Source organism: Mycobacterium sp. NGS63, from assembly GCF_059812295.1.
This window is the reverse complement of the sequence record NZ_JCALCJ010000009.1, coordinates 211602-226763: the sequence shown is the minus strand read 5'-3', so window position 1 is coordinate 226763 and position 15162 is coordinate 211602. Positions and strand designations below refer to the sequence as shown.

General features: G+C 71.6%; 14 protein-coding genes. 10 read left to right on the top strand and 4 right to left on the bottom strand.

Annotated elements, in window-relative coordinates; all coding sequences use genetic code 11:
• Genes AC5Y4Z_RS22250 through truA form a run of 3 tightly spaced genes read left to right on the top strand, consistent with a single transcriptional unit; the run spans position 1 to position 2593 of the window.
• Entirely contained in the window at positions 1-1044 is a 1044-nt protein-coding gene (locus tag AC5Y4Z_RS22250) for a DNA-directed RNA polymerase subunit alpha (protein ID WP_499967028.1), read from the top strand.
• A gap of 60 nt (positions 1045-1104) precedes the next feature.
• Positions 1105-1743 (top strand): 50S ribosomal protein L17, encoded by a 639-nt coding sequence (rplQ, locus tag AC5Y4Z_RS22245; protein WP_499967027.1) that lies wholly within the window; start codon positions 1105-1107, stop codon positions 1741-1743.
• Positions 1730-2593 carry a tRNA pseudouridine(38-40) synthase TruA gene (gene truA / locus AC5Y4Z_RS22240; RefSeq protein ID WP_499967119.1) on the top strand — a complete coding sequence of 288 codons (864 nt, stop codon included), beginning with the start codon at positions 1730-1732 and terminating at the stop codon, positions 2591-2593. Before rplQ ends, truA begins: the two co-directional genes overlap by 14 nt.
• A gap of 52 nt (positions 2594-2645) precedes the next feature.
• Here truA and AC5Y4Z_RS22235 read toward each other — a convergent pair whose 3' ends face one another.
• Both AC5Y4Z_RS22235 and AC5Y4Z_RS22230 read right to left on the bottom strand, forming a co-directional pair.
• Positions 2646-3209 carry a cutinase family protein gene (locus AC5Y4Z_RS22235; protein WP_499967118.1) on the bottom strand — a complete coding sequence of 188 codons (564 nt, stop codon included), beginning with the start codon at positions 3207-3209 and terminating at the stop codon, positions 2646-2648.
• 113 nt (positions 3210-3322) lie between these two features.
• Entirely contained in the window at positions 3323-4141 is an 819-nt protein-coding gene (locus tag AC5Y4Z_RS22230; RefSeq protein ID WP_499967026.1) for a cutinase family protein, read from the bottom strand.
• A 130-nt stretch (positions 4142-4271) separates the two neighbouring features.
• On the opposite strand from AC5Y4Z_RS22230, the gene eccB reads away from it, so the two are divergent.
• A complete protein-coding gene (eccB, locus tag AC5Y4Z_RS22225; protein ID WP_499967025.1) occupies positions 4272-5642 on the top strand; it encodes a type VII secretion protein EccB in 1371 nt (456 codons plus the stop codon).
• Here eccB and mycP read toward each other — a convergent pair.
• Positions 5607-6887 carry a type VII secretion-associated serine protease mycosin gene (mycP, locus tag AC5Y4Z_RS22220; RefSeq protein WP_499967023.1) on the bottom strand — a complete coding sequence of 427 codons (1281 nt, stop codon included), beginning with the start codon at positions 6885-6887 and terminating at the stop codon, positions 5607-5609. The genes eccB and mycP overlap by 36 nt on opposite strands.
• 2 nt (positions 6888-6889) lie before the next feature.
• Positions 6890-8236: a type VII secretion integral membrane protein EccD gene (gene eccD, locus AC5Y4Z_RS22215; RefSeq protein WP_499967022.1), complete on the bottom strand. Its 1347-nt coding sequence runs from the start codon at positions 8234-8236 to the stop codon at positions 6890-6892.
• A gap of 133 nt (positions 8237-8369) precedes the next feature.
• Here eccD and eccCb point away from each other — a divergent pair, with 133 nt between their 5' ends.
• From eccCb to rpsI, 6 genes are all read left to right on the top strand, one after another.
• Positions 8370-11978 carry a type VII secretion protein EccCb gene (eccCb, locus tag AC5Y4Z_RS22210; protein WP_499967020.1) on the top strand — a complete coding sequence of 1203 codons (3609 nt, stop codon included), beginning with the start codon at positions 8370-8372 and terminating at the stop codon, positions 11976-11978.
• Positions 11975-13240 (top strand): type VII secretion-associated protein, encoded by a 1266-nt coding sequence (locus AC5Y4Z_RS22205; protein WP_499967018.1) that lies wholly within the window; start codon positions 11975-11977, stop codon positions 13238-13240. The genes eccCb and AC5Y4Z_RS22205 overlap by 4 nt, the downstream gene beginning before the upstream one ends.
• A 49-nt stretch (positions 13241-13289) precedes the next feature.
• Positions 13290-13601: a WXG100 family type VII secretion target gene (locus AC5Y4Z_RS22200; protein WP_499967016.1), complete on the top strand. Its 312-nt coding sequence runs from the start codon at positions 13290-13292 to the stop codon at positions 13599-13601.
• 14 nt (positions 13602-13615) lie between these two features.
• Positions 13616-13912: a WXG100 family type VII secretion target gene (locus AC5Y4Z_RS22195; RefSeq protein WP_499967015.1), complete on the top strand. Its 297-nt coding sequence runs from the start codon at positions 13616-13618 to the stop codon at positions 13910-13912.
• A 218-nt stretch (positions 13913-14130) separates the two neighbouring features.
• The gene (gene rplM / locus AC5Y4Z_RS22190; protein ID WP_499967014.1) at positions 14131-14574 is read left to right on the top strand and encodes a 50S ribosomal protein L13; all 444 of its coding nucleotides are present in this window, start codon (positions 14131-14133) and stop codon (positions 14572-14574) included.
• Entirely contained in the window at positions 14571-15053 is a 483-nt protein-coding gene (gene rpsI / locus AC5Y4Z_RS22185) for a 30S ribosomal protein S9 (protein WP_499967013.1), read from the top strand. Before rplM ends, rpsI begins: the two co-directional genes overlap by 4 nt.
• Positions 15054-15162 lie beyond the last annotated feature (109 nt).

Here is a 15162-nt window from a genome sequence, read left to right as displayed (position 1 = left end):
ATGCTGATCTCACAGCGACCCACACTGTCGGAGGAAGTCGTCACCGACACCCGGTCCCAGTTCGTCATCGAGCCGCTGGAGCCGGGATTCGGTTACACCCTGGGCAATTCGCTCCGCCGCACGCTGCTGTCGTCGATTCCCGGCGCGGCCGTCACCAGCATCCGCATCGATGGTGTGCTGCACGAGTTCACCACCGTGCCCGGCGTGAAGGAAGACGTCACCGACATCATCCTGAACCTCAAGGGCCTGGTCGTGTCCTCGGAGGAGGACGAGCCGGTCACCATGTACCTGCGCAAGCAGGGCCCGGGCGAGGTCACCGCGGGTGACATCGTGCCGCCCGCCGGCGTGACCGTGCACAACCCCGCCATGCACATCGCGACGCTGAACGACAAGGGCAAGCTCGAGGTGGAGCTCGTCGTCGAGCGCGGCCGCGGCTACGTCCCGGCGGTGCAGAACCGGGCCTCGGGCGCCGAAATCGGCCGCATCCCGGTCGATTCCATCTACTCACCGGTGCTCAAGGTGACCTACAAGGTCGACGCCACCCGTGTCGAGCAGCGCACCGACTTCGACAAGCTGATCCTGGACGTGGAGACCAAGAGCTCGATCAGCCCTCGCGACGCGCTGGCCTCGGCCGGCAAGACGCTGGTCGAATTGTTCGGCCTCGCACGCGAACTCAACGTCGAGGCCGAGGGCATCGAGATCGGGCCGTCGCCGGCGGAGGCCGACCACATCGCGTCGTTCGCGTTGCCGATCGACGACCTCGACCTGACCGTGCGGTCCTACAACTGCCTCAAGCGCGAGGGCGTGCACACCGTCGGCGAGCTGGTCAGCCGCACCGAGTCCGACCTGCTCGACATCCGCAACTTCGGCCAGAAGTCCATCGACGAGGTGAAGGTCAAGCTGCACCAGCTGGGCCTGTCGCTCAAGGACAGCCCGCCGAGCTTCGACCCGTCGGAGGTTGCGGGTTACGACGTCGCCACCGGCACCTGGTCCACCGAGGCCGCCTACGACGACCAGGACTACGCGGAAACCGAACAGCTGTAGAGAAATTCCGTCCCGGTCCTACCTGATACGGGGACCGGCCCCGAATAGGAGATAGTCGCAATGCCCAAGCCCACCAAGGGCCCCCGCCTCGGCGGGTCGTCTTCGCACCAGAAGGCCCTGCTGGCCAACCTGGCCACGTCGCTGTTCGAGCACGGCCGGATCAAGACGACCGAGCCCAAGGCTCGGGCGTTGCGGCCGTACGCGGAAAAGCTGATCACGCACGCCAAGAAGGGCACGCTGCACAACCGTCGCGAGGTCCTCAAGAAGATCCGCGACAAGGACGTGGTGCACGCCTTGTTCGAGGAGATCGGGCCTTTCTTCGCCGACCGCAACGGCGGCTACACCCGCATCATCAAGGTCGAGGCGCGCAAGGGCGACAACGCCCCGATGGCCGTGATCGAGCTGGTGCGGGAGAAGACCGTGACCTCGGAGGCCGATCGGGCGCGCCGGGTCAAGGCGTCCAAGAAGGCTGACGCCCCTGTCGCGGCGGCGGCGGCGCCTCAGGCCGCGGTCGAGCCCGAGGCGGCTGAGGGCCCGACGGCCGACGAGGTCGTCGAGCCCGCCGAGGCCGAGGCCGGCGAGGCTGAGGCCGGCGAGGCCACGGAAGCCCAGGCCAAAGCCGAGGAGAAGGCCGAGAAGGCCATCGCCGCGCGCGCCGAGGCCGAGGCCGAGGCGAACGACGAGGCTGACGAGAGTTAGCGACCCGGATTCTCAGGTCCGCCTGCGGCTGCACATCGCCTACGACGGAACCGATTTCGCGGGCTGGGCAGCCCAGGCCGGGCAGCGGACCGTCGCCGGCGTCCTCGACGAGGCGCTGACGACGGTCTTCCGCGTTCCGGTGCGGCTGCGCGCGGCGGGACGCACCGACACCGGGGTTCATGCCACCGGGCAGGTCGCCCACGTCGACGTGCCCGCCGACGCGCTGCCCAACGCATACTCGCGCTCGGCCCGCGCCGGTGAGCCCGAATTCCTGGCGCTGCTGCGCCGTCTCGGCCGGTTTTTGCCCGCGGACGTGCGGGTGCTCGACATCGGCCGCGCGCCAGCGGGTTTCGACGCCCGATTCTCGGCGCTGCGACGTCACTACGCCTACCGGCTGTCGACGGCGCCCTACGGTGTCGAGCCGCAGCAGGCCCGCTACGTCACCGCGTGGCCCCGGGCCCTGGACATCGACGCGATGGCCATCGCGTCGCGAGACCTGGTGGGGCTGCACGACTTCGCGGCGTTCTGCCGGCACCGCGACAACGCCACCACCATCCGCGACCTGCAGCGGTTTGACTGGTCGCGCGAGGGTGACCTGATCACCGCGCACGTCACCGCCGACGCGTTCTGTTGGTCGATGGTGCGCTCGTTGGTCGGAGCACTGCTGGCCGTCGGCGAACATCGGCGCCCGGCCTCGTGGTGTCGCCAATTGCTATCCGCCACCGACCGATCGAGCGACTTCGCCGCCGCGCCCCCGCACGGGCTGACGCTGATCGGGGTCGACTACCCGCCCGACGACCAGCTGGCCGCGCGGACGTTGATCACGCGGGACCTGCGCACGCGCGGCTAGTGGCGATCGCGAGCGCGGCGTAGCCGCGCGATGCGGGTTGCCGCCACCGGAACTAGACGCGGCCCGCGACGAATCCCGCGGCCTGATTGGTCAGCCCGGGCACGTAGCCCAGGTGCGCGCTCCACTTATTGCCGTTCGAGCAGATCGGGTCGCCCGTGTTGCACAGGTCGATGGTCTTGCCGTCGAAATCCGGTGTCAGCGCGCTCATCAGGCCGCCCGCGCGCGCCGACGGGTTGCCGAACAGCGCGACGGCCGCGACGTGGTCGGCGGCCGCGGCGGGCAACGGCTGACGGAAGCCGAGGCCGGGAAGCGGTGCGGCGGTGACGATGTCGATGACGGCGGCGCCCTGCGAATACCCGCCGAGCACCACCTTGGTGTTCGGGCAGTTGTTCGCCATCTGCTGGACGTGGCTGCTGGCGTCGTTGGCGCCGTTGGTGGCGGCCAGGAAGTCCTTGCTGGCCGGGTAGTTAACCCCGTACGCGCCAACGCTTTTGCGGGTGTGCTGGCGCAGCGAGCCGATGAAGGCCTGGCCCACCCGGCCGACGCCGGGCGGTTCGTCGGTCCCGCGGGCGAACACCACCTCGACGTCGGGGCAGGACGCCGAGGCCAGCGGCATCAGCTTAGGCACGACGAAATACGCGGCCGCCGCAACGCATGCGGCGGCCAGCCCTAGCCGGATGAGCCTCACACGACGAGGCTACGGAGCTATGGTCAAGCGCCGGTAACGATTTAGACCAGGGGCGCTTGCAGGTTCGGCGCGGGCTCGTTCGGCGCGTTCGGCGCGGGGACCGACGGGCCGGAACCGGGCATCGACGGCCCGGGCCCAGGCGCCTGCGGACCGTAGCCGGGCATCTGCGGCCCGTAGCCCGGAACCTGCGGGGTGGACGCGGCCCGCAGCCTGGACGCGACGAAGGACGCCGCTTGTGTGGTGTACGCGGGGACGTAGCCCTCGGTGTGGCCGCTCCACTCGTTGCCCTGGCCGGCGTGGCAGATCGGGTCTTGCGGGTTGCACAGGTCGATCGCCTTGGACCCGAGCAGCGCGCTCTGGGTCGGCAGCGTCCCGCCGGCGCGGTCGGCGATGTCACCGAAGGTGGCAACCGCAACGATGTTGCTGGCGTATTGCGGCGGCAGCGAGTTGCCCCAGTTGATGCCGCCGATGGGAACGCCGGCCACGATGTCCATCACCGAGGCCCCCTGCGAGTAGCCGCCCAGCACGATCTTGGTGTTCGGGCACTTCTCCACGCTCTTCTTGACCCGGTCGATGGTGTCGTTCGCACCGTCGCCGCCGTGCAGCTGCAGCTTGCTGGCCGCGTAGTTCACCCCGTACGGCAGGATGTTCAGGCCGGTCTGCTGACGCAGCGAGTCGACGAACGCGTCGCCGACACGGCCGAGGCCGGGCGGCTCGTTGGTGCCGCGCGCGAAGATGACCTCGACGTCGGGGCAGTCGTCGGCGGAGGCGACCGCCGCAGTTGGGGTGAGCAGCAGGCCGGTCGCGGTGAGCAGTGCGGACGCGCCCAGGCCGGCCCAACGGCCTATGTGACAAAACACGCCGAAATTTTACCCGCATCCGGCCGAGGCGAAACTCGGGCGAGCTGTGGATGGACGGCCGCAGTGCGCCTGACGTGCGGCTTAACGTGACCCCGGGAGACGGATTCCACAATTTTTCGACTGTTTCGGGGTGACTTTGGACCGCATAAACCTCAGCGGCTACCGATTTCTGCTGCGCCGCCTCGAGTGCGCGTTGCTGGGCAGGGACGTCGACGAGGCGAATGAGTTGCGCCGGGCGCGCACGGCGCCGCTGGCGGTCGGGTGTGCGCTCACGGCGGTCGCCCTGGCGGGGTGCGCGTTGCTGGGCGTGCTGCGGCCGCATCCGGACCTCGGCCAGGCGCGCATCGTGCTGGCCCAACCATCCGGGGCGCTGTACGTGCGGGTGGGCGACACCTGGCATCCGGTGCTGAACCTGGCCTCGGCGCGATTGATCACGGCCACGGCCGCCAACCCGCAGCCCGTGCGCGACGCCGATCTGGTCCGCACCAAACGCGGTCCGCTGCTTGGTATCCCGGGTGCGCCGCAGCTGCTCGGCGAGCCGCTGTCGGCGCACGAGTCGGCCTGGACGATCTGCGACACCGGGGAGACCGGCGCGACGACGGCCGTCATCGGGCCGACCGACGGATCTTCGGTGCAGCAATTGGCTTCCGGCCACGCCCTGCTGGTGGCGCCGCCGTCGGGCTCGCCGGCCTATTTGCTCTACGGAGGGCGAAGGGCGGTGGTGGACCTCGCCGACACCGCGGTGGTTCGGTCGCTGCGGCTGGACGGCCGCGCGCCCAGGCCGGTGTCGCAGTCGCTGCTGAACGCGGTGCCCGAGGCCGCGCCGATACGCGTTCCCCGGATTCGCGGCGCGGGGGACGCGGCGGCCGGGCTGCCGGGATTTCCCGTCGGCAGCGTGCTGCGCGTCGCGCGCGGCGACGGCGACGACTACTACGTCGTCCTGGCCACCGGGGTCCAGCGCATCGGGCAGGTGGCCGCCGATCTGCTGCGGTTCAGCGACTCGCGCGGCACCACCAACCCCGTCGCCGTGGCGGCCGACGCTATCCGCGCCGCGGGCGTCGTCAACACGTTGCCGGTGGCCGGTTTTCCCGACCGGGCGCCGGCGCTGGACGACGACGACATCGTGTGCGTCACGTCGAAGCCCGCGCCGGCCGGGAATTTCGACACCGCGTTCCTGACCGGCGCTCGCCTGCCGGTGCCGTCCGGTCGGGCTCCGGTCACCCTGTCCCAGTCCGATGGCCGCGGCGCCGCGCTGGACGCGGTCTACCTGCCCCCCGGGCGCAGCGCCTACGCTCGCGGCAACGGCCGGGTCGGCACGCGCTACCTCGTCACCGACACCGGAGTGCGGTTCGCGGTCCGCGACGACGACGCCGCGCACGATCTGGGTCTTCCCGCGCCGATCCCGGGCCCGTGGCCGCTGCTGGCGGTGCTCCCGTCGGGACCCGAACTGAGCAGACAGAACGCGTCAGCCGCCCGGGACACGGTCCCGGGCACCCCGTAACCGGCCGGCCCCCCAGACGGCCGCCAACGCGAGGAGGCAGATGCCTGCGCCGCGCAACGCCATGGCGCGGGCGTGCGAATCGGGCGGCTTCAAGGGCGGCGCCGTGCCGATCGGCAGGGGCACCGGTTTGGAGGTGGTGGGCGGGACGGGGTCGGTGCTGACCGCGGCCAGCGCATCCACGGCGCCGTTGCCGACGAGCGGATCCCATCCGGCGGGCGGGTGGTGCGCGGTCGACTCGATGCGCTGCATCACCTGCCGCGCGGTGAGGGCCGGGAACCGGGCCCGGATCAGCGCGGCCAGCCCGCTGACGACGGGCGCGGCGTAACTGGTGCCGGAGACCGGCTGCGAACCCAGCGCCGTCACCGCCTCGCCGGTGGCCGCGACATCCACCCAGGGTCCGGCCAGGGTGAAAGCCGACGGCGTCTCGTCAGCGTTGACCGAACCGACCGTCAGCACATAGTCGTCGTACCAGGCCGGGCTGGCGACGACCGTGATCGTCTGCCAGGACGCGTCGGCGCGCTGCGGCGGGCACCGCCCGGCGCCGCCGGTGTTGCCCGCCGCGGCCACCACGACCGCATTCTTGACGTCCACCGCGTACGCGAGCGCCGCCCCCAGCGCGCGGTCGTCGGGCGCCGACGCGATTGGAACGCAGGCCACGGACGACACGTTGATCACCGACGCGCCGAGATCGGCCGCCGTCCGGATGGCCTTCGCCATGGTGTCGACGTCCCCGACCCCGCCGCCGGAGCGGTTCGCGGCGGGCGAGAATTTGGCGCTGGACTGGCGGATCGCGATCACCGTGGCCTCGGGCGCCACCCCGGCGAGGCCAGCGGCGCTTGAATCGGCTGCGGCAGCGATGATTCCGGCCACCAGGGTGCCGTGCGCGTCGCAGTCCTGGGTGCCGTCGCCGCCGGACACGTAATCCCCTCCCGGCACTACATCGGGCAGCCTGGGATGGCGCGCGACGCCGGTGTCGATGACCGCGACCCGCTGCCCGGCACCGCGGGTCAGCTGCCAGATCCGGGGCAGGTCGGCGAGGCGGGGTGTCCGGTCGCGGCCCGGCGCCGGGTCCGCCGTCAGCGTCGCGCAAACCTCGCGTTGCAGCGTGGGCCACGGCGGCGCCGGCAACGCCGGTGTGGGCAGCCATTTGTCGTCGACCTGGGGCGGCGAAACCGCCTGTGCCGCCGGTGTTCCCAGCTGGACCGCCACCGCGAGCGCCGCCAGTACGCGCGTTAGGCTGGCCACGCTCACCTGAACGTCAACCCGCGGACCGCGCCGTAGAGGCCGCACACCCAGCAGGCCATCGGGACCAGCGCGACCAGCGCCGCGCGCTCCAGCGCCGTTACGGCGCGGCCCCACAGCGGTGACAGCGACATCCGCGGGGCGACGAAACCCAGGTAAACCGCCGCGGCCACCAGGGCTGCCGTCATCGCGGCCACCCACGCGTCCTGCTGGGACAGGTTTAGGGCGATGACACCGAAAGTCGTTGCAATGGCGGTGATTCCGCCAGCGACCAATGCGGGCGTCGCCCGCCCGCCCGTCGACCGAGCGCGCAGCAGCAGCAGCGCGCCGGTCAGGGCGCCGAACGCGACGCAGCACGGGCGATGTGCACCGGCCAGCACGGTGACGACGGCACCGACCGCGGCCGTGCAGGAGAACCCCGCGCGCAGGCTGGTCAACCATTCCTCGGCGCGGGTCGCCTTGCTGTCCAGGTCCGGTGCCGGCGGCAGCTGCGGCGATAAGCGCGCCAGCGCGATCGAGACGCGGGGCGCCCCCTCGAGCAGGCCGACCGAGATCAGCGCCGCTACCGCGCCGATGGCGCGCACCGGTGCCGCGGTGACGACGCCCACCAACGCGCCGCCCCCGACGACCGCCGCCGCGCACGCCAGCGCGGTCAACGACACGACGCCGCAACCGGATACGCGCATCGCCAGCACCGCGGTCACGACCGCGGCCGCCGCGGCCAGCACCAGGTGCGGCAGGCCGGGGATGCCGGGCACCGATAGGCAGCCGGCTACCGCCGCGAACGCGGTCGCGATCAGGCCCAGCGCCAGCCCGGCGGTCGCATCCCCATACGTGCGGCGTGCGGCCGCCGCAAGAAGCAGGGCCGCCAATCCGGCCGAGGCCACGACGGCGACGGTGACATCGGTGACCCCGGTGCTGAACGCATGCCGGACAAGCGCCGCGGCACCGATCGCGGTGAGGCAGCCCGCCGAGGCCCCGCCGGCAAGCCGGGCCCCGTGCCGGCGGTTGCGGGCCCAGCTGCGGCTCGTCGCGGCCAGCGTCGCCGCCACGGCCTCCGCGACGTCGTCGTGCCGGGGCGTGGACGGCGGTATGACGTCCTGCGTCAGCACGAGAACGGTGCCGTCCCGGATCCCGTTCTGCGCCAATGTGGCCGATGCGCTCAGCGGGGCCGCTCCGGGCAGCGCCAGCCGGTAGTGCCTCGCCTCGCCCGAGCCGCCGGTGGCGCCGAGGATGTCGATGATCGACGGAATCAGCACCGCGACGGGAACGCCGGCGGGCAGGGCCAAATCGGTGACCGCGCCAGCGGCATGGACCGCCACGCGACGCAATCCCGGATCGGAGACAGGCATCAACGGCGACCCCCTTGAGTCGGATTGCCGCCACGCTAGCCAGCTTTCGGCCCTCCCGTGTCCGGTTGTCCACAGGTGAGTTGCCGCCGTTTCCGAGCGCTGCTTACCGTCTCCTCCCTGTAGGAGGGACGAGATGACTGAGTGCGTCGTGCCCGCGGTACGGCGGTCGCCGCCGACGTTCGCAACCGCGGACATCGCCGTCGAGGCACCGCAGGGCCTGCCGCCGCCGAGGTCATCACGGTGGGTGCCGGTTGCCGTGTCGGTCGTGACGCTCGGGGTGATGGCGGCGGTCTTCTTCTCCGGGTCGCCCGTGCCCCGCAACCCGATGTTCCTGGCATTCCCCGCGATGACCCTGGTTTCGATGGTGGTGACGCTGGCCGGGCATGGTCGGAGCTCACACCGCGGCATCGACGCCGACCGGGCCGACTACTTCGGATACCTCGGCCGGCTTCGCGCCGTCGCCACCGAAACGGCGGCCGCGCAGCGGCTTTCCCTCACCTGGACCCACCCCGATCCGGACACGCTGTGGACGTTGATCGGCGGCCCGCGAATGTGGGAGCGGCGAGCGTCCGACCCCGACTTCTGCCTGGTTCGTGTCGGCGTCGGGACGCAGCCGCTTGCCACGCGCCTGGTGCTCCCGGACCTCTCGTCCTCCGTGCGTCCGGATCCGGTCACCACGACGGCGCTGCATCGCTTCGTGGGCGCGCATTCGGTTGTTGCCGACGTGCCCGTCGCCATCGGCCTGCGCGGCGCCGGGCGGGTAACCGTCGGCGGAGATCCGGCGTCGGTCCGCGCCCTGCTGCGCGCGATGATCTGCCAACTGGCCGTGCTGCACCCTCCCGACCAATTGTTGATCGTCGGCGCGATTAGCGACGAGAATCGAGGCCATTGGGATTGGCTGAAGTGGTTGCCGCACAACCAACATCCGATCGCGGCCGATGCGGTGGGCCCCGCCCGCCTGGTGTATCGCAGCTTGGCGGAGGCGCGGCGCGCCCTCGCCGGCGTGCAGCCGGACGTGATCGCGCTCGCCGACCTGCACGACCGCGCCGCCTGCGGTGACTTCCCCGGTGCGACCCTCCTCGAGATCGGCGCTTGTGCCGACGGCGCGCCGGTGACGGTGGCTTGGCCCGACGAAACTCGACCCTTGGCGCGTCCCGACCGGATGGAACCGGTCGACGCGTTGGTGTGCGCCCGCCGGCTGGCCGGCTACCGCGTCGTCGGCGCGGCCGGTGCATCGGGCGGGTGGCCGGAACTGGCGGGGCTGGGTGGTCTCGCCGACTTCGACCCAATCGCCTTGTGGCGCGGCCGAGACCACCGCGACCGGCTGCGCGTTCCCCTCGGGACCGCGGCCGACGGCACGCCGCTGCATCTGGACATCAAGGAGGCCGCCCATGGCGGGATGGGTCCGCACGGGCTCTGCGTCGGCGCCACCGGATCGGGGAAGTCGGAGCTGTTGCGCACCATCGCCCTGGGGATGATGGCACGGAACTCCCCCGAGGCGCTCAACCTCTTGCTCATCGACTTCAAAGGCGGCGCAACGTTTCTCGACCTGGCGGCGGCGCCGCACGTGGCCGCCGTCGTCACCAACCTCGCCGACGAAGCGCCGCTGGTGGCCCGGATGAGCGACGCGCTGGCCGGGGAGATGGACCGGCGGCAAGGGCTACTGCGAAGGGCGCGCTGCGCCGGCGTCACGGCCTACGAAAGCGCGCGCCGGGCGGGCGCCCGGCTGGTCGCGCTGCCGACACTGCTGATCGTCGTGGACGAGTTTTCCGAAATGCTCAGCCAGCACCCGGAGTTCGCCGACGTGTTCGTCGCGATCGGCCGGTTGGGCCGGTCGCTGGGCATGCACTTGTTGCTGGCCAGCCAGCGGCTCGAGGAGGGCCGGCTGCGCGGGCTGGACGCCCACCTCTCCTATCGGATCTGCCTGAAGACGCTGTCCGCCGCCGAATCGCGGGCCGCCCTGGGAACGCCCGACGCCTATGAGTTGCCGAATACCCCCGGCGCCGGCTACCTGCGGCCGAACAGTGGTGAGCCGGTTCGCTTTCAGTCCGCGTTCGTGTCGGGACCGCAGCCGGCTGGCGGGCCCGCGGGTGGGCCGTCGCTAGCGGTGCGGGCTTTCGACACCGAAGTGGCCGGGCCGGTCGCCGGGGCGGGTGGCCAGCCGGCCGGGACCATCCTGCAGGCCGCCCTGGACCGGCTGGCCCGGCACGGACCGCCGGCGCACCAGGTCTGGCTGCCGCCACTGGGCGCGTCACCCGCGCTGGACACCCTGCTCGGCGATGCCGCGCCGGGCGACCTGAGCGTGCCGATCGGTGTCGTCGATCGTCCGTTCGAACAATGCCGCACGCCGTTGATGGTCGACTTGTCCGGAGCCGCAGGCAATGTCGCGGTCGTCGGAGCCCCACGATCGGGCAAGTCGACCGCGCTGCGCACCGTCGTCACCGCTTTGGGGGCCACCCACGATCCCGGGCGGGTGCAGTTCTACTGCCTGGACTTCGGTGGCGGGGCGCTGGGCGCGCTGCGGGCCCTGCCGCACGTGGGCGCCGTCGCCGGCCGAGCCGAGCCGGAGCTGGTCCGGCGCCTGGTCGCCGAGGTGGGATCCATCGTCCGGGCCCGGGAGGCCGACCGGTCCCAGGCGGGGCGCGCTGACGTCTTCCTCGTCGTCGACGGCTGGGCAAACCTGCGCCAGGAGTTCGAGGAACTCGACGCGCCGATCACGGCCCTGGCGGCACAAGGGCTTTCGTTCGGCGTGCATGTGGTGCTGTCGGCGTCGCGGTGGGCGGAGATCAGGCCGTCGCTCAAGGACCAGATCGGCACCCGCATCGAGTTACGGCTGGGCGACCCCGCGGACTCCGAGACCGACCGCAAGCGGGCGCACCAGGTGCCCCGCGACCGGCCGGGGCGCGGGCTGTCCTGCGACGGGCTGCATATGGTCGTCGCCCTGCCCACCGACCGGGTCGCCCCTGGCGAAAAGGTCGCACCGCCGATCCGGCTGCTTCCCGCGCGCGTAGACCACGAGGAGGTCGTGAACCGGGCGGGGCGGCTCGGCGCGCGCATCCTGCTCGGTCTGGGGGAGCGCCGCCTGCAGCCTGTCGCAGTCGAATTCGACCAACATCCGCACCTGTTGGTGCTCGGGGACAACGAGTGCGGAAAGACCGCCACGCTGCGCACCCTGTGCCGCGAGATCGTCCGGACGAAGAACGCCGCGGAGGCCCGACTGCTGATCGTCGACTTCCGCCGCAGCCTGCTCGGTGTCATCGAGTCGGAACACCTTGGCGGCTACACCATGTCGCCCGCCACGGTGGACGCTCTGCTGGCGGGTCTCCTCGACACCCTGCGGCGGCGAATCCCGCCGCCGGACCTGAGCCAGGCACAGCTGAAAGCCGGGTCGTGGTGGTCCGGGCCGGACATCTACCTGCTGATCGACGACTACGACCTGGTGGTCACACCCGCGGGCAATCCGTTGGCGGCCGTCGTCGAATTCCTGCCTTACGCCAGGGAACTGGGGCTGCACGTGGTCGTCGCTCGGCGCAGCGGGGGCGCCGAGCGCGCCTTGTTCGAGCCGCTGCTGGCGGGCCTGCGCGACCTCGGCTGCTTGACACTGACGATGAGCGGGCGCCCGGGCGAGGGCGCGCCGTGGGACTCGCGGCGCGCGGCGCGCTTGCCGCCGGGCCGCGGCCTCCTGGTCACGCGCGCCGGCGACGAAGAGCTGGTGCAGGTGGCGTGGAGCCCGCCGCCGTGATCAGGCACCGAGCCATCCTCGAGGCCGGCCCCGGCACGATCCGCCGATTGTGTTGCGGCACAGGCGTGGTTGCAGATGGCGACACATTTGAGATCGTGCGGGAGGCGCTGGGCGCGATCGACGATCCGGTGGCTTTGGTCGGAGGCCGCCCGGTGGCCGTCGACTCGCTGTGGTGCACGGCGCTGCGATCAGTGACCTGCGCGGACTGCGCGGGTCTGATCGTCGTGCATCCGTCGTGGTGGTCACCCGCGCGCGTCGGCGTGGTGACCGCGGCGGCCAGGTCCCTGGCCGGCGACGTGGCGACGCGTCCCCGATCGAGGCTGCTGAGCCAGGCCTGGGATGGCGGCGCGGCGGTGGTGGTGGAGATCGCCGAGCGGTTGGTCGCGGTCACCGAGGACTGTGCGGTCGCGGCGATCCCGCGCGGCGTGGAACCGGATTCCACAGCCGGGGACGCCGAGGAGGTCGCACGGGTCATCGCCGGGATGACGCGGCAGGCGGCGGCGCTCGTCGTGATCGACGCGCCCAGCGGAGTCGTCGGGGCGCCACAGCTGGCGGCGTCGCTCGCCGGGAACCTGCGCGGCAGCGGCCGGGCGGCGGTCGAGATCGGCGACGCCCGGCTGGCCGCCCTGGCGCGGTCGGCCCTGTCGGTGCCCGACGAACCCCCCGAGCCGCCGCTCGGCACCGATCATCGATCCCGCGCGCGCCTCACCACGGCTGCGCTCGCGGGCGTCGCCGCCGCGCTGACCGCGCTGCCCCTGGCGTTATCGGCCGTGGCTCCGTCCGGCCGCCATCACGCGCCGGCCCCGGCGGCGCTGCAAACGGCGGCGCCGGCCCCACCGACCTTTCTGGTCGAGGGCCGGGTCGCGTTGACGGTGCCCGCGGGCTGGGCCACCCAGCGCGTGGTCACCGGGCCCGGGTCGGCGCGAGTGCAGGTGACGTCGCCGTCGGATCCCGAACTGGCGCTGCACATCACGCAGTCGCCGGTGGCCGGCGAGACGCTCGGTGACACCGCCGAGCGGCTGAAACGGGCGATCGGCGCCGAGGCGGCGGGCGTATTCGTCGACTTCGACCCGGCGGCGATCAGCGCCGGGCGGCCCGCGGTGACCTACCGCGAAGTGCGCGCCGCGCACCACGTGCGATGGACGATCCTGCTGGACGGGCCGGTGCGGATCAGCATCGGGTGCCAAAGCCGTCCCGGCGACGACGAGTCCATCCGGGGGGCGTGCGAACAGGCGGTGCGTTCCGCGCACGCGATCGGGTGAGCCCCGAATCGGGCGGAACCAAACGGGGATCGGCACGGTCCAACTTCATATGGCGAACATCCTGAGCACCGACTTCGAGCTGATGCGTTCGGTCGCGGCCACGACGGACGCCCGCAACGACGAGATCCGGGCGATGCTGCAGGCCTTCATCGGCCGCATGGGCAGTGTCCCGCGCTCGGTGTGGGGTGGGCTCGCCGTCGCGCGCTTCAACGATGTCGTGGATCGCTGGAACGCCGAGTCGACGCGGCTGTATCACGCCCTGCACGCGATCGCCGAGACCATTCGGCACAACGAGGCCGCGCTGTCGGGGGCCGGCCAGGACCACGCGCGGCAGATCGCCGCCGCCGGCGGGAACCTGTGAGCGGGGGATCCAGGGTGGACCCGGTCCTGTCGTACAACTTCGGCGAAATCGAGTACTCGGTACGCCAGGAGATCCACACCACGGCGGCCCGTTTCAACGCGGCGCTCGACGAGCTCAGATCGCAGATCGCCCCGCTGCGGGAGGGTTGGACCAGCGAGGCGGCGGCCGCCTACCAGGCCGAACAGCTCAGATGGCACCAGTCGGCCACCGCGCTCAACCAGATACTGGTCGACTTGGGCAACGCGGTGCGCGACGGCGCCGACGAGGTGGCCGACGCCGACCGGCGGGCGGCGGGCAGCTGGGGACGTTAGGACGCAATGGCCCCTGTGTGGTCCCGGCGGGGGAGAGCCGCCGGGACCACACAGTCATTTTGACCTGCGGGGACGCGCATCGGTAAGCTGCTCGGTTGGCGTGCGGTACGCCGGGGCCTCGGGTCAATGTCGGTCGCCGAGATTCAGCCCCACCGCAGACCGCCTGACCGGCACCCGGCTCGACCCGGGATCCACCTCGAGAAGAGAAGGTAAGCGCTGTGCCCACCTACGCGCCAAAGGCGGGTGACACCACGCGGTCGTGGTACGTCATCGACGCCACGGACGTGGTGCTTGGCCGCCTTGCCGTCGCGGCAGCCAACCTGCTGCGCGGCAAGCACAAGCCGACGTTCGCCCCCAATGTCGACGGCGGTGACTTCGTCATCGTCATCAACGCCGACAAGGTCGCCCTCTCCGGCGACAAGCTGCAAAGCAAGCTGGCCTACCGCCACTCGGGGTATCCCGGCGGGCTGCACAAGCGCACGATCGGCGAGCTGATGGAAAAGCACCCGACCCGTGTCGTGGAGAAGGCGATCGTCGGCATGCTGCCCAAGAACAAGCTCAGCCGTCAGATTCAGCGCAAGCTCCGCGTCTACGCAGGTCCGGAGCACCCCCACACCGCTCAACAGCCGGTTCCGTACGAGATCAAGCAGGTGGCCCAGTGACCGAGACAACCGAGGCTGTAGACACCCCGGAGACCGCGGCGGTCCCGGAGGCCGAGGCCGCGCCCGCGCGTCCCGCCGAGTCGTTCGTGTTCGACCGGCCCATCCAGACCGTCGGCCGCCGCAAGGAGGCCGTGGTGCGGGTGCGCATCGTGCCCGGCACCGGCAAGTTCGACCTCAACGGCCGCAGCCTGGAGGACTACTTCCCCAACAAGGTCCACCAGCAGCTCATCAAGGCCCCGCTGGTCACCGTCGACCGGGTGGAAAGCTTCGACATCTTCGCCCTGCTGCACGGCGGTGGCCCCTCGGGTCAGGCCGGCGCGCTGCGGCTGGGCATCGCCCGGGCGCTGATCCTGGCCTCGCCCGAGGACCGGCCCGCGTTGAAGAAGGCCGGGTTCCTCACGCGTGACCCGCGTGCCACCGAGCGCAAGAAGTACGGGCTGAAGAAGGCGCGCAAGGCGCCGCAGTACAGCAAGCGCTGATCCGCATTACTTTCTGGCCGCAGCGTCGCATCTTTGTGCACAGTCTGCGGCGTGTCTGCGCACGATCACGCATGGTTTCGGTCAGAAAAGAACGGGCACGTTAGGTGTC